The 19,899-nt window shown below is 42.2% G+C and carries 24 protein-coding genes; 9 read left to right on the forward strand and 15 right to left on the reverse strand.

What is annotated here, in order from left to right; all coding sequences use genetic code 11:
• Positions 1-333: 333 nt before the first annotated feature.
• The 11 genes from ndk to trmJ form a co-directional block, all read right to left on the reverse strand.
• Entirely contained in the window at positions 334-765 is a 432-nt protein-coding gene (gene ndk / locus FN961_RS20555) for a nucleoside-diphosphate kinase (RefSeq protein WP_144042043.1), read from the reverse strand.
• 211 nt (positions 766-976) lie between these two features.
• A complete protein-coding gene (gene iscX, locus FN961_RS20560) occupies positions 977-1,174 on the reverse strand; it encodes a Fe-S cluster assembly protein IscX (RefSeq protein ID WP_144042044.1) in 198 nt (65 codons plus the stop codon).
• 120 nt (positions 1,175-1,294) lie between these two features.
• Entirely contained in the window at positions 1,295-1,633 is a 339-nt protein-coding gene (gene fdx / locus FN961_RS20565; protein WP_144042045.1) for an ISC system 2Fe-2S type ferredoxin, read from the reverse strand.
• 23 nt (positions 1,634-1,656) lie between these two features.
• On the reverse strand, positions 1,657-3,519 hold the full coding sequence (gene hscA / locus FN961_RS20570; protein ID WP_144042046.1) for a Fe-S protein assembly chaperone HscA: 1,863 nt from the start codon (positions 3,517-3,519) through the stop codon (positions 1,657-1,659).
• Positions 3,520-3,595: 76 nt separating this feature from the next.
• Positions 3,596-4,120: a co-chaperone HscB gene (gene hscB / locus FN961_RS20575; protein WP_144042047.1), complete on the reverse strand. Its 525-nt coding sequence runs from the start codon at positions 4,118-4,120 to the stop codon at positions 3,596-3,598.
• 19 nt (positions 4,121-4,139) lie between these two features.
• Positions 4,140-4,463: an iron-sulfur cluster assembly protein IscA gene (gene iscA, locus FN961_RS20580; RefSeq protein WP_144042048.1), complete on the reverse strand. Its 324-nt coding sequence runs from the start codon at positions 4,461-4,463 to the stop codon at positions 4,140-4,142.
• A 14-nt stretch (positions 4,464-4,477) separates the two neighbouring features.
• A complete protein-coding gene (gene iscU, locus FN961_RS20585; protein WP_144042049.1) occupies positions 4,478-4,861 on the reverse strand; it encodes a Fe-S cluster assembly scaffold IscU in 384 nt (127 codons plus the stop codon).
• Positions 4,862-4,906: 45 nt separating this feature from the next.
• Complete coding sequence (locus tag FN961_RS20590; protein WP_144042050.1) at positions 4,907-6,121, reverse strand: IscS subfamily cysteine desulfurase; 1,215 nt, start codon at positions 6,119-6,121, stop codon at positions 4,907-4,909.
• 75 nt (positions 6,122-6,196) lie between these two features.
• A complete protein-coding gene (iscR, locus tag FN961_RS20595) occupies positions 6,197-6,658 on the reverse strand; it encodes a Fe-S cluster assembly transcriptional regulator IscR (RefSeq protein ID WP_144042051.1) in 462 nt (153 codons plus the stop codon).
• A 216-nt stretch (positions 6,659-6,874) separates the two neighbouring features.
• The gene (cysE, locus tag FN961_RS20600) at positions 6,875-7,696 is read right to left on the reverse strand and encodes a serine O-acetyltransferase (RefSeq protein WP_144042052.1); all 822 of its coding nucleotides are present in this window, start codon (positions 7,694-7,696) and stop codon (positions 6,875-6,877) included.
• A gap of 13 nt (positions 7,697-7,709) precedes the next feature.
• Positions 7,710-8,474, reverse strand: a complete 765-nt coding sequence (gene trmJ, locus FN961_RS20605) for a tRNA (cytosine(32)/uridine(32)-2'-O)-methyltransferase TrmJ (RefSeq protein ID WP_144042053.1) — start codon at positions 8,472-8,474, stop codon at positions 7,710-7,712.
• A gap of 214 nt (positions 8,475-8,688) precedes the next feature.
• Here trmJ and suhB point away from each other — a divergent pair, with 214 nt between their 5' ends.
• The 8 genes from suhB (at position 8,689) to FN961_RS20645 (ending at position 15,911) form a co-directional block, all read left to right on the forward strand.
• Positions 8,689-9,492 (forward strand): inositol-1-monophosphatase, encoded by an 804-nt coding sequence (suhB, locus tag FN961_RS20610; protein ID WP_144042054.1) that lies wholly within the window; start codon positions 8,689-8,691, stop codon positions 9,490-9,492.
• A gap of 209 nt (positions 9,493-9,701) precedes the next feature.
• Positions 9,702-10,100 (forward strand): phosphate-starvation-inducible protein PsiE, encoded by a 399-nt coding sequence (locus FN961_RS20615; protein ID WP_144042055.1) that lies wholly within the window; start codon positions 9,702-9,704, stop codon positions 10,098-10,100.
• Positions 10,101-10,249: 149 nt separating this feature from the next.
• Entirely contained in the window at positions 10,250-10,543 is a 294-nt protein-coding gene (locus tag FN961_RS20620) for a PilZ domain-containing protein (protein WP_144042056.1), read from the forward strand.
• A gap of 112 nt (positions 10,544-10,655) precedes the next feature.
• Complete coding sequence (locus FN961_RS20625; RefSeq protein ID WP_144042057.1) at positions 10,656-11,324, forward strand: AAA family ATPase; 669 nt, start codon at positions 10,656-10,658, stop codon at positions 11,322-11,324.
• On the forward strand, positions 11,311-11,658 hold the full coding sequence (locus tag FN961_RS20630; protein ID WP_144042058.1) for a replication protein RepA: 348 nt from the start codon (positions 11,311-11,313) through the stop codon (positions 11,656-11,658). Before FN961_RS20625 ends, FN961_RS20630 begins: the two co-directional genes overlap by 14 nt.
• 269 nt (positions 11,659-11,927) lie before the next feature.
• Positions 11,928-13,604 carry a sensor histidine kinase gene (locus FN961_RS20635; protein WP_144042059.1) on the forward strand — a complete coding sequence of 559 codons (1,677 nt, stop codon included), beginning with the start codon at positions 11,928-11,930 and terminating at the stop codon, positions 13,602-13,604.
• Positions 13,601-14,311 carry a two-component system response regulator BtsR gene (gene btsR / locus FN961_RS20640; RefSeq protein ID WP_144042060.1) on the forward strand — a complete coding sequence of 237 codons (711 nt, stop codon included), beginning with the start codon at positions 13,601-13,603 and terminating at the stop codon, positions 14,309-14,311. The genes FN961_RS20635 and btsR overlap by 4 nt, the downstream gene beginning before the upstream one ends.
• A 163-nt stretch (positions 14,312-14,474) precedes the next feature.
• Complete coding sequence (locus tag FN961_RS20645; protein WP_144042061.1) at positions 14,475-15,911, forward strand: carbon starvation CstA family protein; 1,437 nt, start codon at positions 14,475-14,477, stop codon at positions 15,909-15,911.
• A 108-nt stretch (positions 15,912-16,019) separates the two neighbouring features.
• On the opposite strand, the gene FN961_RS20650 is transcribed toward FN961_RS20645, so the two are convergent.
• The 4 genes from FN961_RS20650 to FN961_RS20665 form a co-directional block, all read right to left on the reverse strand.
• Complete coding sequence (locus FN961_RS20650) at positions 16,020-16,559, reverse strand: YaeQ family protein (RefSeq protein ID WP_144042062.1); 540 nt, start codon at positions 16,557-16,559, stop codon at positions 16,020-16,022.
• Between the two features lie 163 nt (positions 16,560-16,722).
• Positions 16,723-17,634 (reverse strand): precorrin-2 dehydrogenase/sirohydrochlorin ferrochelatase family protein, encoded by a 912-nt coding sequence (locus FN961_RS20655; protein WP_144042063.1) that lies wholly within the window; start codon positions 17,632-17,634, stop codon positions 16,723-16,725.
• A gap of 20 nt (positions 17,635-17,654) precedes the next feature.
• A complete protein-coding gene (locus tag FN961_RS20660) occupies positions 17,655-18,017 on the reverse strand; it encodes a rhodanese-like domain-containing protein (protein ID WP_144042064.1) in 363 nt (120 codons plus the stop codon).
• Between the two features lie 38 nt (positions 18,018-18,055).
• On the reverse strand, positions 18,056-18,373 hold the full coding sequence (locus tag FN961_RS20665; protein ID WP_144042065.1) for a putative signal transducing protein: 318 nt from the start codon (positions 18,371-18,373) through the stop codon (positions 18,056-18,058).
• Positions 18,374-19,028: 655 nt separating this feature from the next.
• On the opposite strand from FN961_RS20665, the gene FN961_RS20670 reads away from it, so the two are divergent.
• Positions 19,029-19,415: a rhodanese-like domain-containing protein gene (locus tag FN961_RS20670; RefSeq protein ID WP_144042066.1), complete on the forward strand. Its 387-nt coding sequence runs from the start codon at positions 19,029-19,031 to the stop codon at positions 19,413-19,415.
• Positions 19,416-19,899: the final 484 nt, after the last annotated feature.

Below are 19,899 nucleotides of genomic sequence, written 5' to 3' on the forward strand. Positions count from 1 at the left end.
CATATAAAGATAGGAAATTGAAGCTACTGAGGTTGCATTGGCGAACAGCCATTAAAACACTACAAGGCTTAATTCTGGAGCCACAAGCATGCTATTAAATTCGAGGGGATCCCTCAGACTCTGAGTAGATCAACTTCTTATACTGATTGGTATTAGGCCTTAAGCGTTCATACGCCTTAAAGACATTTCGCATCTGCCTATGGTCGATGTGTCGGTGTGTCGGTGTGTCGGTGAAGGCAATAGTCATACAGTTTATGGGTATTTCAAATACAAAAAAGGAGCCATGGGCTCCTTTTATCGACTTACACACTCTTTACAATTTGCATTGGCAAATTAACGAGTACGTGGGCAAAGCTCTTCAGTGCTGAAGAAGTAAGCAACTTCACGCTGGGCAGATTCTACAGAATCTGAACCGTGTGCAGCATTTTCATCGATGCTTTCAGCGAAATCAGCACGGATAGTACCTGGAGCCGCATCAGCTGGATTTGTAGCACCTAAGATTTCACGGTGAGCTAATACAGCATTTTCGCCTTCAAGCGTCTGAACCATGATAGGGCCAGATGTCATAAATGCAACAAGTGCACCGAAGAAAGGACGTTCACTGTGCTCAGCATAGAAGCCTTCAGCTTGCTCTTTGCTTAGGTGAACGATTTTAGATGCGATGATTTTCAGGCCAGCAGTTTCAAAACGGTTATAGATAGCGCCGATGTTATTTTTTGCAACAGCATCAGGCTTAATGATAGAAAAAGTACGTTCGATAGCCATGAAAAGCTTCCTTTTTAATAAACAGGTTTTTGAATTCGCGCGGATTATACGAGATTTCTGACCAGAATCCTATCTTTAAAGACTATATAATGGGACAAAGATCTAATAACAGGGAATTTAATCGTGACGAGCGTCACATACGCAAGAGTAGGTGCAAACTTTAATCATTAACGACTAACGTTTAATCTCAATATAAAGTAAGAGTATTAAACTATAATTCACTAATCCAACATGCCTGTATCGCCTCTAGCACTCTCTCATTACAATGATTTGGATCATCATCAAAGGCATCCAAAGCCAGTACCCACTCATGCAGATCAGTAAAACGAATAGTTTCAGGATCTTTCTCTGGGTACTGTTCTAGCAGTTCTATGGCTATATCAAGAGAATCTGTCCATTTAAGAGACATAATGCCCCCCTTTTAGTGACTGACATTTGTAGACAAATTATAGGACTATAATAAAAAAGACCAGCCATTTAAGACTGATCTTTTATAGATAATTTGAAAAACTTAACTTAATGGCTCAGCTTAGTGGCTTTCACTCACCATGTTGATGGTGTATTTAGGAATGTCGACCACAAGGTCTGCCCCAGTGACTCTTGACTGACAAGATAGGCGACTTTCAGGCTCCAAACCCCATGCCTTGTCTAGCATGTCATCTTCTAACTCGTCGCTCTGTTCAAGCTCATCAAAGCCTTCTCTTATGATCACGTGGCATGTTGTACATGCACAAGACTTCTCACAGGCATGTTCGATGTGAATACCGTTACGTAACGCAACATCCAATACCGTCTCACCTTCAACGGCTTCAACCACTGCACCGTCTGGGCATAACTCTTCATGGGGTAAAAATACTATTTGTGGCATCTTATTTACCTATTGATTACCAATTAAATACTGTCAACTGATTGGCCTTTAAGTGCCAATTTGATTGAATTATCCATACGCTTAGCAGCAAAATCTTGCGTACTAGCATCTACAGCCTCAATGGCTTTTTCTATTGCATCTGCGTCATCTTGACTACTGATCTGCGCTAAAGCTGCCATGCTTTGCTCAATCAAGTTCTGTTCATCTTTAGTCAACAGGTTTGCATCTTTTTGCAGCGCAGCACTTAAGGTCTCTAGTACCCTAGCCGCTTCCACTTTCTGCTCAGCAAGCATACGCCTTGTGATGTCCTCTTTGGCATTTGCCATAGAATCTTTGAGCATAGCGCCGATCTCTTCGTCAGTTAACCCAAAAGAAGGCTTAACTTGGATACTAGATTGAACACCTGTCGATTTTTCCATTGCGGTAACACTCAGCAATCCATCAGCATCGACTTGAAAAGTGACTCGAATATGCGCTGCACCCGCTGCTAATGGAGGAATACCTTTCAAGGTAAACCTTGCTAAAGAGCGGCAATCATCAACAAGTTCTCGCTCACCTTGAACCACATGAAACGCCATCGCCGTTTGGCCATCTTTAAATGTGGTGAACTCCTGAGCCTTAGCGACTGGAATAGTGGTATTACGCGATACAATCTTTTCAACAAGTCCGCCCATGGTCTCAATACCTAATGACAGCGGGAGAACATCGAGAAGTAAAAGATCTGAGTCAGGTTTATTACCAACAAGGATATCAGCTTGAATTGCCGCACCAATGGCAACAACTCTATCAGGATCTATGGTGGTTAATGGCTTTTTAGCGAAGAAGTTTTCAACCAACTCACGCACAAGCGGTACTCGAGTTGAACCACCGACCATGACAGTTTCAAGTACTTCATCGGCTTTAATTCCGGCATCACGAAGCGCACGACGACAGCTATTGACGGTTTTCTTAACCAACGCACTGATCAACGTCTCAAATGTCGTTTTAGTGACTGTGTGACTCAGTTGAGTTCCATCATCTAAATTCAAAGTTGCAATAACTTGCTCATCACTCGTCAACGCCTCTTTAACTCTTCTAGCTTCGATTAAAAGCTGACGGCTTAGCGTTGCTGAAAGCTCATTAAGCTGCCACTCGCTTGATAAATAGTGATGTAAAAGGTGATCAAAGTCGTCTCCACCTAGTGCCGAGTCACCACCAGTGGCTAATACTTCGAACACACCTTTATGCAAACGCAGTATAGAAATATCGAAGGTTCCACCACCAAGATCATAGATGGCAATAACCCCTTCCTGGCCAGAATCAAGTCCATAAGCGATAGCGGCAGCAGTTGGCTCATTCAGTAGTCTAAGTACTTTAACGCCCAATAATCCGGCAGCATCTTTAGTGCCTTGGCGCTGCGCATCATCGAAATAAGCAGGAACAGTAATAACCACCCCTTCCAATTCGCCACCTAAGGTTTTTTCTGCACGGGAAATTAACGGCTTTAAAATCTCAGCGGAAACCTGTATTGGGTTAACCTTACCTTGCTTTGTTACAAATAGAGGTAGCCCATTTTCGCTAGTCTCAAATTGATAAGGTAAATCTTGAGAACCAGACTGAATATCACTCAGACTGCGTCCCATAAAGCGTTTAACGGAAACAATGGTATTTTGTGGATCTTTAGCTGAGTTCAACTCCGCATCAACACCCACTTCAACATTCGACTCAGTGTATCTGACTACCGAAGGTAAAGAGTGATGTGACTTGTTATCGGGTAAGGTATTTGCAACTCCGCTACGGACCGCAGCAACTAAAGAGTTAGTCGTACCTAAATCAATACCAACAGCCAGACGATGTTGATGGGGAGCGGCACTCTGTCCTGGCTCGGCGATCTGCAATAGGGCCATAAAATTCCAACCTAAAAATTAGCCAAAAGTAACAAGCTAATCAATTAAAAGACAATTAATATTGTGACATATTTAGTTAGTCAAACAAGGCATCTTCAATACGCTCAAGTTCAACTTGTAGTTTTGCCATAAATTTAAGCTTACGGATAAGATCGGCGGCTTGTAGTAGCCCGTCTTCGGAAAGATCGGCTAACAAATAACTTAGATTATCTTCTATCTGCTTAGCATAAAGACTAAATGAATCATGCAACTCAGAGATACAAGCATCGGGATCATTACTGTCAGTAATGTCTTCAAGCTCTTCACGCCATTCTATCTGCTGCATCAAGAACTGAGTATCTTTAACCGTTGTGGATTCATGGCTTAAATCAACCCCCTTGAGTGAAAGCATATGTTCTGCTCTCAATATCGGGTTTTTTAGCGTTGAAAAACCATCATTCACTTGTGCCGCTCGTTGCACGGCAATGCGCTTATCTTGCTCACTGGCATTAGCAAATTTGTCGGGATGAACCGCCCTTTGCAGTTCGCGGTAGCGCTCTGCAAGTAAGGCGGTGTCAATATGGTAGGCGGGGGTGAAACTAAACAGCTCAAAATAGTTCATGGTTTAATTCTTTAGACTGTTAGACTGTGAAGCTCTCACCACAGCCACACTCCCCTTTAGCATTGGGATTGTTAAACTGGAAACCTTCATTGAGTCCCTCTTTGACGAAGTCTAACTCGATACCTTGAAGGTAGATAAAACTTTTCGCATCGATAATGATTTTCACATCACCGATCTCGTAGACTTCATCATCAAGGTTTAAATCATCAACAAATTCAATGATGTAAGCCATCCCAGAACATCCTGATGTTTTAAGCCCTAATCGTAAACCAATTCCCTTTCCACGGCTGTCCAGAAAGCTTTTAACACGTTCGGCAGCCGCAGGAGTCATTGAAATAGCCATGTTAACTCCGGAAATTACTTACTTTGCTTTAACTTATAATCATCAATTGCCGCTTTAATTGCATCTTCGGCCAAAATTGAACAGTGAATTTTCACTGGAGGTAGCGCAAGCTCTTCAGCAATATCAGTATTCTTGATAGCGCCAGCTTCTTCAATGGTCTTCCCTTTAACCCACTCAGTCACAAGTGAGCTTGAGGCTATCGCACTACCACAACCATAAGTTTTAAACTTAGCATCTTCAATTATGCCATCAGCACCAATTTTAAGTTGGAGCTTCATTACGTCACCACAAGCTGGTGCACCAACCATACCGGTAACAACCGATGGATCATTTTTGTCGAAAGAACCTACATTACGTGGGTTTTCATAGTGATCGAGTACTTTTTCGCTGTAAGCCATGATACTACTCCAATATTCTATTGATTATTTATTGATTAAAACGGATTAATGGTGAGCCCATTGAACCTGTTCAAGGTCTATACCGTCTTTAAACATCTCCCAAAGTGGAGACATCTCCCGTAAACCATCAATAGATTTATTAATTGTTTCAATTGCGTGATCGATATCTTCTTCGGTTGTGAAACGCCCGATAGAGAATCGAATTGAACTGTGGGCCATCTCATCGTTTAAGCCTAGTGCACGAAGTACATAGCTTGGTTCCAAGCTTGCAGAAGTACAGGCAGAACCAGATGAAACAGCAAGATCTTTAAGTGCCATCATCAATGACTCACCTTCAACAAAGTTGAAACTGACATTGAGATTGCCACAGTAACGTTGTTCAGCGTCACCGTTGATATAGGTTTCTTCGATGGCTTTAACACCATTCCATAAGCGATCGCGCAGTCCTGCAATACGTGCACTGTCTGACGCCATATCCGCTTTAGCGATAGCAGCAGCTTCGCCTAGACCTACAATCTGGTGTGTCGCGAGTGTGCCACTGCGCATACCGCGCTCGTGTCCACCACCATGCATGGCTGCCTCTAGACGAATACGTGGCTTACGGCTTACATAAAGTGCACCAATCCCTTTAGGGCCGTACATTTTATGGGCTGAAATAGACATAAGATCAACTTTAGTTTCTTGAACGTCTATTGGTAATTTACCCGCACTCTGCGCCGCATCGACATGCAAAATAACTTTCTTGCTACGGCATAGCTCACCGATAGCATTGATGTCATGAATAACACCAATCTCATTGTTAACATGCATGATACTGACAATAAGCGTATCTTCACGCATCGCTGCTTCAATGGTTGCTAACGGGATAATTCCGTTTGCTTCAGGAGCAAGATAAGTGACTTCAAAACCTTCACGCTCAAGCTGACGACATGTGTCGAGTACAGCTTTGTGTTCTGTCTTGCTGGTAATGATGTGCTTGCCTTTCTTCTGATAGAAGTGAGCAACACCTTTAATCGCTAGGTTAATTGACTCTGTGGCACCAGAAGTAAATACGATCTCGCGTGGATCGGCATTAATTAGATCAGCAACTTGGTTACGGGCAATATCAACCGCTTCTTCAGCCTGCCAACCGTAACGGTGAGAACGAGATGCTGGGTTACCAAAGATGCCGTCCATAGTCATGCACTGCATCATTTTTTCTGCAACACGGGGATCAACCGGCGTCGTCGCAGCGTAATCTAAATAGATAGGAAGCTTCATTACACACTCCGTACAGCGTAACCTTGAGTAAGGTCGAACAAAGTACAAAAAATATTATTAAATAACAAAGTTAACTTATACTGTTACTCTTTGTTCCTGTTGTATTTCGTCTTGTTTTATAGAGATAAATTGTACATCTCGTTTAGTCATTAAACCCGCAAGACTAATACCATTTAAAAAATCTGAAATCTGTTTACTCAGGTCACCCCAAAGTGAATGGGTAAGACAACGAGTGCCGTTTTGACAATTTCCTTGTCCCTGACAACGTGTTGCGTCAACAGATTCATCCACTGCACGCACCACCATACCAACAGATATCTCACCAGCATCAGCGCCTAAACGGTAACCACCGCCGGGTCCTCTGACACTAGAAACCAATCCTTGTTTTCTAAGTTTTGCGAAAAGTTGTTCGAGGTAAGAAAGTGAAATTCCTTGACGCTCGGAAATATCGGCCAACGGAACCGGGCCAGAGGTAGAATGCATAGCAACATCTAACATGGCTGTAACGGCATACCGACCTTTTGATGTAAGTTTCATAGCGACTACAGCTCCCAAAAATGCTTGAGTTAATTCAAACATACCCGAGTAGTTTAGTCAAGTATTAAACCTAGTATTTTAGTCAAGTATTATCCCACAACTATTGTCGGACGGTCATTCAATTCTTTAACAAAAGTCCCCCCCGAGTTTGGTGGGGTATTTAACCTGTTTTACTCAATTTTTTCAATGCATCTTTACCATTATCCTCACTAAATCTCAGATAATGGGATCAAACTCATCAATCGCTTTTTTTCGCTTCTTAGCTGCTGCACGTTCAGCATCACTGAAATCATCGACTTCTAATTCTGGCAATTTTTCGGTGCACACACTACCGCCAAGCGTTTGAACAGCCTGACACACTTCCTGAACCTTAGAATCCATCAAATGCATATGGTCTAACATTTGACCGATTGCATTGGCAACGGGGTCTGGATTATCTGGTGATACCGCGTAGGCATCGAAACCATATTTCTTCGCCATTTCAGTGCGTCTTTGAGATTGCTCTTTACTGACATCATTGGGTGTAGAGACCGCACGACCGGGGATCCCAACAACAGTTGTATCTTTTGGCACGTCTTTAACCACAACGGAATTAGAGCCCACTCGGGCACCATCGTGCATTGTGATAGGTCCCAGAATTTGAGCTCCAGCCCCAATGACGACATTATTGCCTAACGTAGGGTGGCGCTTACCCGCTTTCCACGTCGTACCACCTAATGTCACTCCATGATAGAGCGTACAGTCATTGCCGATCTCTGCAGTCTCACCGATAACAACACCCATACCGTGATCAATAAAAAAACGATCACCAATACGTGCACCAGGATGAATTTCAACCCCTGTTAACCAGCGGGAAAAAGTAGATAAACAACGAGAGGGAAGTCGCCATTGACGCTGCCAGAGTTTATGACTAATTCTGTGGATCCAAATCGCTTGCATCCCTGGGTAGTTCAACAACACTTCTAACGTACCGTGGGCCGCTGGATCGCGATGATATATCGAGGCAATATCATCCTTAAGCCTAGCCATCACTCCCATTGTTATCGGTTCCTTATGACTGCTCTTCGTCTTTCTTAACTATTTTTTTATCAATTGAGGTCAACATACCGCGCAAAATATTCATCTCTTGTCTTTCAAGTCTAGCGCGACTAAATAGACGACGTAGCTTTGTCATCACTTGACCTGGATGCTGCTTAACAATAAATCCGGTATTTAGCAGAGTATCTTCAAGGTGCTCAAAGAAGTTTTCACGTTCTTGCGCGAACGGATACTCATCCACAGGCTCAACATAATCAGCGGGCTTGGCATTTTCAAAGTCTCGTTGAACCTGAGCAAGATGAGCAACTCTCGCCTCATAGCAGATAATCTGCACTGCTTGCGCTAAGTTCAAAGAGGTATATTCAGGGTTTGCAGGAATGGCAACGTGGTAATTACACTTCTGTAATTCCTCGTTACTTAGACCATTATTTTCACGACCAAACACAATGGCAACGGGCCCTGTTAGCGCAGAAGAAACCAGTTTTTCACCCGCCTCTCTAGGTTCTAACATCGGCCAATCTAGCGTGCGACTTCTAGCGCTTGTCGCTATCACTAAACTGCAATCAGCAATCGCTTCAGCAACACTGTCTACAGTGACAGCATGTTTTAGGATATCAGATGCACCTGCCGCAAGGGCGATTGATTGTCCATCGGGTTCAACTCGCGGCTCTGCGAGATAAAGAGTGGAAAGTCCCATGGTTTTCATTGCACGGGCTGTGGAACCTATGTTCCCTGGATGAGATGTACCAACGAGTACTACACGTATATTGCTGAGCATGAAACTACTTAATTTTGATGACGGAACACAGAAAATAATATTATCACAGCGGAGTGTGAAATTTTAATACTTAAATCAGTATTTCACATAATTGAACCACAAATACACCCGAGTAAGGCCAAAGTCCCTTGCCACCTAGCTTGCTATTAAGCATGGCTAAGGTATAATGCGCCCCGATTATTTATATCTGTTCTTTAACATCCAGGGGATTGCAATGTATCCAATGCAAACTATTGCTGTGCGCGCTGCCCGCGCTGCCGGCCAAACGATTATACGTGCCTTTGCTGAACTCGACAAAGTCGAAGTAACAGCGAAAGGCATTAATGACTACGTAACTAACGTAGACAAAGAGGCTGAGTCAGCCATTATTTATCAGATCCGTAAATCTTACCCTGATCACACCATCGTTGGTGAAGAAGGTGGTGAGAACAAAGGCTCAAACAAAGATTACGTTTGGATTATTGACCCTCTGGATGGCACTAACAACTTTGTTAGAGGCATTCCTCACTTTGCCGTTTCTATCGCGCTGCAATACAAGGGCAAAACCGAAGTCGCAGTTGTTTACGACCCTATCCGTGATGAACTATTTTCAGCTCTTCGTGGTAAAGGCGCCAAGTACAACGATTTCCGTATGCGCGTTTCTAAACGTGGTGAGCTTAACGAAACCATTATCGCAACAGGCTTTCCTTTCAAGGCAAAGCAACACACTGAAACTTACATGAAGATTTTCGGTGAATTATTCACACAATGTGCTGATCTACGTCGTGCTGGTTCTGCAGCTCTTGACCTAGCCTATGTTGCTGCTGGCCGTGTTGACGGTTTCTTTGAAATTGGTCTTAAGCCTTGGGATATCGCTGCGGGCGACCTTTTGGTACGTGAAGCTGGCGGTACCGTTACTGACTTCACCGGTAACCATGAATACATGACCTCTGGTAACATCATTGCAGGTGCACCTAAAGTGACGTCAGCAATTGTAAAAACAGCTCGTCCATTGTTGAGTGAAGCGCTTAAGCGTTAATTTGCAATAAAACAGATGTAAATAGTGTCATAGAGGCCATCCTTAGGGGTGGCTTTTTTGTACCTTAAATCCGGCTTGAAAAATTATCTAACCCTATGCTAGGGGCTGTTCAGGTCAGGGATTAGTATTAATGTGAAAAAGGTCACAGAGATAACCCGACATCGATTGTGGATCTTGCTACCATTGAAAAAAATTATTCAGAGGCTCCCATGAGATCCGTATACAAGCAATATAGTTCAAAAAGCTTGAAAGCCGTTGAGCATTTCGTGTTGTTGATTATCGCGTTAGCTACCATTGTTGCTATCGGACAAGAAGTATTTCATATCTTCGAAGTCGGCAGCGTGGCACTTGCCGATCTTCTCCTGCTTTTTATCTACCTAGAAGTATTGGCCATGGTCGCCAACTATATCGAGTCAGGAAAGCTACCTGTTCGTATGCCCCTGTATATCGCTATCGTTGCACTTGCTCGTTATCTTATTCTCGACATGAAAGGAATGAGTGACTGGCGAATCATTGCCATCGCCGTAGCAACCTTAATACTCGCATCGACCGTGATCATCATTCGATGGGGCCAGTTAAAATTGCCCTACCCCAAAATCGAAGATTAATCGCAGTACGTCATCAAAAAAGAAACTCAGCCTCTTTCTGGCTGGGTTTCCCTCCATAAGCCCTCACCTATTGTACTATTTTTTGTTTTTAGCTTGAGAAGCATGCTACTTTTAAAGAGTATAAATTATGCTCTATCAAGGATGTGCTAATGGAAGATATTGAAGAGAAACGTCAATCTTTAAGAATTGATATGGAGTCCGATAAGATTGTGATCGACTGGCTTGATGATCAACATGAAAAAGTCGCTGAAGCGACCTGTGTCGATCTTTCTCGTCGTGGCGTGCTCTTTGTATACAGCGAACACTTTGCGCTAGGTTCATTACTTCATATTACATTTAACCCCCACAACGACAGTAGATATACTGTTAAGGGGCAAGTCTGTCGCAGCACAAATATCGGTCATATTTATCAAATTGCCGTCCAGCTAATTGATCTAAATTAACGCTTCTAATTCATTTACCTACTCCTATTCAGCAGCATCAAAGAGTCTGTTCTATACTTGTTCTACTTAATAATCCTCGGATGATTAGAAGAAGGAACGTGGAGATGCGTATATGATAATGCTCGTGGGTGGGGAAAAAGGGGGAGCAGGGAAAAGCTGTTTAGCCCAAAATCTGGCCGTTCATATTACCCAGAAATATCAAGCTAATGTTCTAATCGTCGATTGTGATCCCCAGCGAACAACCTCTGATTGGATCCAAGCCCGTAATGAAGACCCTACACTCCCTACCATCAACTGTATTCAACTCTATGGAAAAATCCGTAACGACCTTCTCAGCCAAGATCAAAGGTTTGATTACGTCATTGTTGATTGTGGTGGCCAAGACAACCTTGCCATGCGAGCAGCGATGTCAGTAGCCACTTATGTTTTGCTTCCTTTGCGACCCAAACGCCGTGATCTCAAAACACTTCCCCACATGGAAGATATGCTCAGTACATGTAAAATGGTTAATCCTAAGATGATATCTTGTATCGTCATGACCCAATGCCCTTCACTTCCGAGCCAATTTAAGCGAATTATTGAAGCAAAAGAGGTCGTACAATCCTTTGGACTTAGGGTCTTAAACTCTGTGACTTTCAACAGGAACATCTATGACGACAGCGAAGAGCAAGGTGCGTCAGTCATGGAGATTGAACCAGAAGGTAAAGCGGCGATAGAGATCATTGCCATTGCCGATGAAATTTTCGCAATAGAGCCAGAAAACAGCTATGAGCTTAACTGATCTCAAACGGAGAAAGAAAAAGTCACCACGGGACTCTATCTCTGTCGATGACTTTATCGAAGATGCCAACAACTACGCTTTTGGCCAGCAAAGTGCCGTCAGTCGTAACAAAAAAAAGCTTAAACAAGCGCAATTAAATGGCTTAGATAAACATTCGACAAAAATATTCAAACATGCGACATTTTCGCTGACTGAAGATGCCATTATTGTTTTAGATGATTTAGCGACACAATCAAAAATCGCAAAATCTCGGTTACTGCGAATTCTAATTCACGATTTTTTTGATAAATGTGACACCGAAAAACGCCAAATAATCAGTAATAGCGAGGATTAACTGACAAGAGTCATCGAAAATACCTTTTTCTTTCCAACAGCTTTTATTTGAAAAAATCTGTTGCTTCAGCCTCCCTTTTAACGTCATCATCTTATGACAATGAAGTCTCGAGTCATTAGGTTTAATGCTTAATAATCAGCCTCTCGCCACTTTAGCTTACCAGAGACTATGATCAACACCTCACTGCAGAGCAAAATCATTAATACTCTATTTTGTAATTATCCAATGCTCTGGCAAAATAACCCCATTGTATTTTAGGATAGATACCGATGTCATTAATCTTGCTTTTAACACAACAGATGAGCCTTTATCTGGTGATAGTGTACCTTGTCAGCAAGACGCCTCTGTTTAAGTTTTTTTCAGAAGCAGCCACTCGACTTCCCCATAAAATATTTATCTACCTAACTTTTTCAAGCTTTTGTGTTATGGCCACCTACTTTGGTGAGCACACAAATGATGCCTTAGCGAATACTCGTGCAATGGGCGCTGTGCTCGGTGGTTTACTCGGCGGCCCAGTGACAGGTTTTTTAGTCGGGCTCACTGGTGGATTACATCGATATAGCATGGGCGGCTTTACCGATCTAGCCTGCGCAATTTCTACAACTCTTGAGGGATTATCAGCGGGAATCGTTAGTCTCTATCTTAGAAAACTGGGGAAAAGTGAACTCATCTACTCTCCACTTGTAGTTTGCTTAGTCACTTTTGCCGCCGAAATGCTGCAAATGGGCGTGATATTACTCGTTGCCCAGCCTTTTACAGATGCCTGGTCCTTAGTGAAACAGATCATCATACCCATGTTGCTCGTCAACTCGATCGGCGCAGCCCTCTTTATGAGCATGGTACGAGATCAAAAGGCCATGTTTGATAAGATGTCATCGGTATTTTCAACCAAAGCGCTCAAAATTGCTGAGCGTAGCGTCGGTATATTATCCAAAGGCTTCAATCAAAAAAGCAGCTCTGAGATAGCTAAAATCATCTTAGAGGAAACAAATGTCGGCGCAGTTGCCATCACAGATACCGAAAAATTATTGGCCTTTATTGGTGCAGGGGCTGATCACCATATTCCCGGTACGCCGATATCATCCAAAATTACCCAAGATGCCATCAACAATAATTGTGTCATGTTCGCAGATGGAGTTGATGTCGCCTATGCCTGCTCCATCTCGCCTCAGTGTAAATTAGGCTCAAGCTTAGTCATCCCACTTCGCAGTGAAACGGAGGTGATTGGCACCATTAAGCTTTATGAGCCAAAAAACAAACTATTCCTCAATATTAATCGCACACTAGGCGAAGGAATAGGCCGATTGCTGTCTAATCAAATTCTATTTGGTCGATTTGAGCAACAACAAAACCTGCTGACTCAATCCGAGTTAAAGTTACTGCAAGCTCAAGTCAACCCTCACTTTTTGTTTAATGCGCTCAATACCATCGCGGCAATTATAAAAAGAGACCCGCTAAAAGCACGACAACTCATCCAGCAGTTAGCTCAGTTTCTGAGGATCAATTTAAAACGCACAACAGGATTGGTGACACTCGATGATGAGCTGGAACACATAGAATCTTATTTAACCATAGAAAAAGCGCGATTTATTGACAGATTAACAGTCACCATTGATATTCCCCTGGAGCTTCATCACTACCGTCTTCCTGCATTTACATTACAACCCATCATTGAAAATGCGGTCAAACATGGCACAGCTCACATGCTCGACAAAGGCATTATCGAGGTCACCGCAGTGATCATTGAGGAGCAATTATGCTTAGAGGTGACCGATAATGCAGGTCTTTATCAAGTTAAAGAAAACTCTGAAGGACTGGGGATGAATCTCGTTCATAAACGAATACAAAATCAATTTGGCTCAGAATATGGTCTTAAAGTTGACTGTGAAAAAGAGGTTTACACTAAAGTGAGTATCCAATTACCTTTCACTGGAGCAGAAAAATGATCACCGCCATCATCGTTGACGATGAACTCTTTGCACGTGAAGAACTTGCAGACTTGCTGAGTGAACACCAAGATATCGAGGTCATTGGCCAATGCAGTAATGCCATCGAAGCACTGCAAGTCATCACTAAACTCAAACCTCAACTGGTTTTCTTAGACATACAAATGCCAAAAATAACAGGCATGGAGCTGGTCGGCATGCTCGATCCCGATACCATGCCCTACGTGGTATTTGTCACTGCATTTGATGAATTTGCTGTTAAAGCTTTCGATAACCATGCCTTTGATTACTTGCTAAAACCTATCGATGAGATGCGACTCACACAAACATTAAACAGGATAAGAAAAGATATTAGCCCTAAGCCTGTTAACATACTTGCCCCAAAAGAGCTTACTCACCTCCCCTGCTACTCAGGTACAAAACTGAAAGTACTAGCCTTAAGTGAGGTTGAATATATTTTCAGCGATTTAAGTGGCATCCATGTCGCGACCAGTAAGGGGCTGGTACACACCCACTTAACCCTTAAAGTGCTTGAAGAGAAAACCACACTCGTAAGATGCCACAGACAATATCTGATCAAACCCGATGCCGTATCTGAAATTGAAGCACTGGAGACTGGCGCCGAAGTGACCACCCTATCTGGTGCTAAAGTGCCTGTATCGAGACGCTACCTTAAACCATTAAAACAGCTATTTGGATTTCAATAAGAAAAGCCTGAATAACTTAAGCCCCAAATAGCCAAAACTGGATACCACTCAACTGAGCTTTGACACCGCTTAGTCGCCAAAATCGACCACTCACTACTTTTACACTTATCTATTTTGAGTAAATCTTTACAATCTCTTCAACTGAAAATGAGAGATTGTAATTATGACGTGGTTTTTAATGTGTGTTGGCCTACTTATTGGCGGATACTTCATCTACGGTAAATTTGTTGAAAAAGTATTTGGCATCAATTCTCAACGCCAAACTCCAGCATTTGAAAAAACCGATGGTGTCGATTTCGTGCCAATGTCTAAAGGTAAAGTTTACCTTATTCAACTATTGAACATCGCTGGTGTTGGCCCAATATTCGGACCCATCTTGGGTGCTCTGTACGGCCCTGCTGCCATGTTATGGATTGTATTCGGCTGTATCTTTGCCGGCGCAACACATGATTACTTCTCCGGTATGCTATCGGTTCGTAACGGTGGTAAATCTGTTCCTCATCTAGCGGGGAAATATTTAGGTAAAGGTGCTAAGCACTTTATGAATATTTTCGCTATCATTCTGTTACTGCTTGTTGGCGTAGTCTTTATCTCTGCTCCAGCGGGGTTATTAGGTAAACTAACAGGATGGGATGTATCCATTTTCGTTGGTATTATTTTCGTTTACTATCTTATTGCCACCGTTGTCCCGGTCGATAAGATCATTGGCAGACTGTACCCATTCTTCGGTGCTTTACTCTTCTTTATGTCAATCGGACTGACGCTTGCTATCGTCGTATCAAGCGAGCACACCTTGCTTCCAGGTTTTGAAGCTAAAGATTTCCTAACCAACCTAAACCCGAATGATATGCCACTGTGGCCAGCACTGTTTATCACCATTGCTTGTGGTGCTGTATCAGGTTTCCACGCAACTCAATCCCCATTAATGGCTCGTTGTGTTGAAAATGAATCAAACGGTCGCTTTGTTTTCTTTGGCGCCATGATTGGTGAAGGCGTCATCGCCCTTATCTGGTGCGCTATCGCACTCTCTTTCTTCGGCGGCGTACAAGGATTGAATGAAGGTATGGCTGGCAATCCAGCAAACGTAGTGTATGAAGCATCTACTGGACTGCTTGGTGCTGTCGGCGGCTTTATGGCTATTTTAGGTGTGATTGTTCTCCCTATTACCTCTGGTGATACCGCTTTCCGCTCAGCTCGTCTTATATTAGCTGAATTCTTTAAGATGCCACAAACTGAGCTACCAAAGCGTTTGTTACTTGCTATTCCACTGTTCATTATGGGTGCCATTTTAACCCAAGTAGATTTTGGTGTTATCTGGCGCTACTTTGGTGTTGCCAACCAAGCAACAGCAGTGATGATGTTATGGACAGCTTCTGCTTATCTACTACGTCACAACAAGCTACATTGGATCTGTACGATTCCAGCAATGTTTATGACAACGGTCGTGATTAGCTTCCTACTCAGTTCACAAACGCTCGGTGCTGGCTTACCCATGACGCTATCAACAATTGCAGGCTTAGTGTCAACTGCAATCATTACCGCCTTAGTTATTCTGAAAACCAAAGGCAAAGGTGATGAAGGGGTAATCGAAGAGGCATAAGCCTATCCGATATCTTCGCCCACTAAAAAGCCAGTCTTAATGACTGGCTTTTTTATTGACTCTTTTCTGTATGCAATTGGTGCAATACCAATCAGTACAAGAGACGCGTTACTCTTTTAGTACTTCAGGCTCTACCAACACGCTCGCTTCATCTGTGGACACCCACACCTGACCTTCGCTAATGTTGTATTGTATTTTCATACTCCTGCTAACAAGCTCGCCCATCTCTTTAACGGCTTCTTCGGGAATATTCCAAACTTTAAGATTTTGATAACGAGAGAAATTTTGCTCATTCTGTTGCCACCAGATTGGCACACTGCGCCCGCCATAGGCAAATAGCTGTACCTGTTTTGAGCGACCACAGGCTTTTCGAATCCACTTTTCATCACTTTGACCAAACTCAATCCAGAGTTCGATGTCGCCAATTAACGACTTTTCCCATAATTCAGGCTCATCTTCAACACAGAGGCCTTTACTGAACTCTAAGGTGTCACTGGCATTCATTGCAAATGCCAGTAAACGCAACATCATTCTTGAATCAGTTTCTGAAGGATGTTGAGCCAGAGTAAACTGGTGATCTTGATAGTAGCCACGATCAATATCGGCTATCTGCAAATTTACTTTATAAACCGTTGCTTTAGGTGACATAACTGCTTTTATCTTTAGATTATTGGCGTTAGTGTACCCTAAAACTTCATCAAGTATAGGATTGAGAAGTTCCAAAGAGCATAACTAAAGGTAATGATATAAATATTATAGACTTAAAATAATTTATGCTTCCGATATGGAAGCATAAACTTCGTAAGGCTGTTTATAAAGAACCTGATTTAAGGTGTTTAGCCTGAGGAAATTGAGCTTTTAACTGTGCAATTTTATCCGTATCTGCATAAACAAGACTACGCTTACCCGCGTTAAGCAACTGAGTTAATTCATCCATCGACAATAACGGCGCTCGAGTTGCGTCTCGCCTTACCAATTCATTGAGAGTGAGCGGCAACACTTCATTAGCAAAAATATGATCCAGCTTCTGCATTAAAGGCATGGCTGCTATCGGCAACATAGCTATTGATGTTTTATCGTCAATCAATAAAATCTCACCTACGCTAACGAGATTTTGAAACGACTCCTCATAATATTGTTCTGTTCTGTCATCAAAATGATCACCGTTAGCGCGAAAAAAATGCTCCCAGAACAATTTGCGTTCCTTAAACGCGGGCAATCTATCTTGTACTTCTTTACGCCGCGCTGCGACAAAATCAAATAAGTCAGTGAGCGAATGAGGTAACCAAGACTCTAAACGAGAGCGTAACTCACGAGCAAAAACCGGAGCAGCTCCTGCTGTGCTTATCGCTATCTGTAATCGACCTCTATCGACAATCGATGGGGTAATGAAACGGCAAAGATCTGGGCGATCAACCACATTAACCCAAATCCCCCGCTCTGTTGCCAAATGCGCTAAACGCGTATTCAGCTCATTATCAGCAGTGGCTAGGTAGATAAGATCGACATCGGCTATATCCTCATCGGCGACTGTACGCAGGGCAAGAGATATACGATTTTTATCCGCATAAGCTTGTACCTCAGATGAAACATCAAGCGCAACAACACTGATACACGCCTCAGTCCTGGCTAAAAGGTCTAACTTTCGACTCGCAACCTCACCAGCACCAATCAGCAAGACTTTTAGCTTTGCGGTATCAACAAATAAAGGAAAATACTGCATTCATGCAACTCCTATTATTGTCATTTGGGCTTCATTAACGGCAGCTGATGTTGAACCCATGCTTTATAACCACCCGTTAATGATCCCACGTGAGTGTAACCCATTATCTGTAAGTTCATTGCAGCTAACGCTGAGCGGTAACCGCCACCACAATAGAGCAAAATTGGGGTTGTTTTATCAGGAATTTGAGTCTCAATATCACGCTCAATAATCCCTCGGCCCAAGTGACTCGCATTGGGAAGGTGATCTTTTAACCATTCATGATCTTCTCTAACATCGATAAGTTGCCAGCTAGTATCACTTTGATACTCTTCAACCGACACTTCTGTGATTTGAGGCAATATGCTCTCTACCAGAGCTAAAAATGCAGCATTGTGTTGCACGACAAACACTCCAAAATAACGGACTACAGGAATTACGACTAATTGTGTTGAACACACCTTTCAGCACTGCATTGCCAGCAAAGCTCAAAGCTATCTTCATTTATTTCATGGCATTGAACACACTGCCATTGAGGACTTTCGGTATTCAGTGATTCGAGTTGAGCTTTGGCTTTTTCATACTCTGACTCGCACACCCAAAGTTCAACATTTTGTAGATCTACAGGTAACTCTCCAATCCCACCAAGTAAAGCTTCACCTTTTAGTTGAACCTCTATTCCGCAGGCCTCCAGCAACCCTTTCCAGGTATGAGCTTGAAGTAGATTCCCACCCGCGACCAATCGATTACGCTTTTCCATTTGTTATCCCCCAACATCTTCTTGCTCTTCTGGCAAATTTATAGGTTTCATCTCACAACGAGAATGATTGTTTAACATCCTACTGCCAAATAGGGAAGACTGTCGAGGGCTATTACTCTGCTTATTTTTAACTCTGCAACTGATATCGGTTTTATAACAATCGACGTAGCCCAGAGCTAATCGCATTGCGCACCATACTCTGCGAAACATGATTATATGTGAAAAATTACGTTTAAAAAAAGCGGTAAGTTGCAACTGTAAAAAAAGATTCGATACCCTATTGTCTGCCAATCAGTCCAAACTAGCACATTGTTAGAACATCCATAGCCAGTTTACTAAGCTATTATTGTTCCTGATTAACCTCGTCTGGATTTGATCCCGAGGGAAATAAAGTTGAATTATGGCAACCCAACTTATCCACTTAATATACAGAAGAACATGGCTAAAAATGCCGACACAATAATATGAATATTATTTTTTAATAATATAATCAATTAATTACTTTTTTACACCACTCGCTATACAAGGTCATTTACCCTACCCCATACTGTCGTTATACTGATGGACAGTATCCAATAAGCACACTCAGATCGCCTTACTTACCCTAGAATAAGTAATAGCAGGCTTGAAACGAACCTTAAGGTAATCAAATAAAATGAAATTTTTCAATAAAGCATTTAAAGCGCCAAGTTACTTCATCTTTACTATTTTACTGATGCTATCGGTCAGTCAAAGCTCACTTGCTCATGATCAAAATGCACAAACAGCTTGGGATAAAATTGATTCAGGCGCATTAGTCGTTGATGTGCGTACTGCTGAAGAGTTCGCTGCTGGGCATTTGAAAAATGCCATTAACATCCCTTTTAAAAAAATCGCAACAGGTCTTGAAAAACGACACATAAGCAAAGACAAATCTATCGTCGTTTATTGCAGAAGCGGCCGTCGTAGTGGTGTCGCTAACGAAACGTTAATTAAAGAAGGTTACAGCAACACTTACAATGGCGGCGGATATGAAAAGTTAAACGCTCATACAAACAAGTAATGCTTTAAACGTTAATTATAAAATGTAGCCATTCATATTTTGAATTGGCTACGTTCAATTAGAATCCTCAGAAACATTGAACACAAAGCCACTCTTCTAATATCCATTTATCAATATTGTCTTCAAGGCATTTACTGCTAACAAAGAAACTCATTACACATAATAACTGCGCATTAAATGAGCGCTCACGTATTATTTTTAATATTATATTTTCTTCATGAAAATTGACTTAAAAGATATTAATTCAATCGCTTACAAAAATAACGCAGACCTTCGGCTCTGTTATTTTTATAGATTTCACTCTCCTCCCTCTTAACTATTTACCTAATTAATTAGCATATCAATTCAGCTGAACGCCGATATATATTGAATATTATGCGTTTTAAACTAAATATTAATTCAGTCTCCTCTGACCAGTACAAACCTATTTCATACCAAAACCCCAAATTAAACATTTCATTTACAATTGTTTCACACCTAGATA

The sequence above is a fragment of the Shewanella hanedai genome (assembly GCF_007197645.1).
GTDB classification, from domain to species: domain Bacteria; phylum Pseudomonadota; class Gammaproteobacteria; order Enterobacterales; family Shewanellaceae; genus Shewanella; species Shewanella hanedai.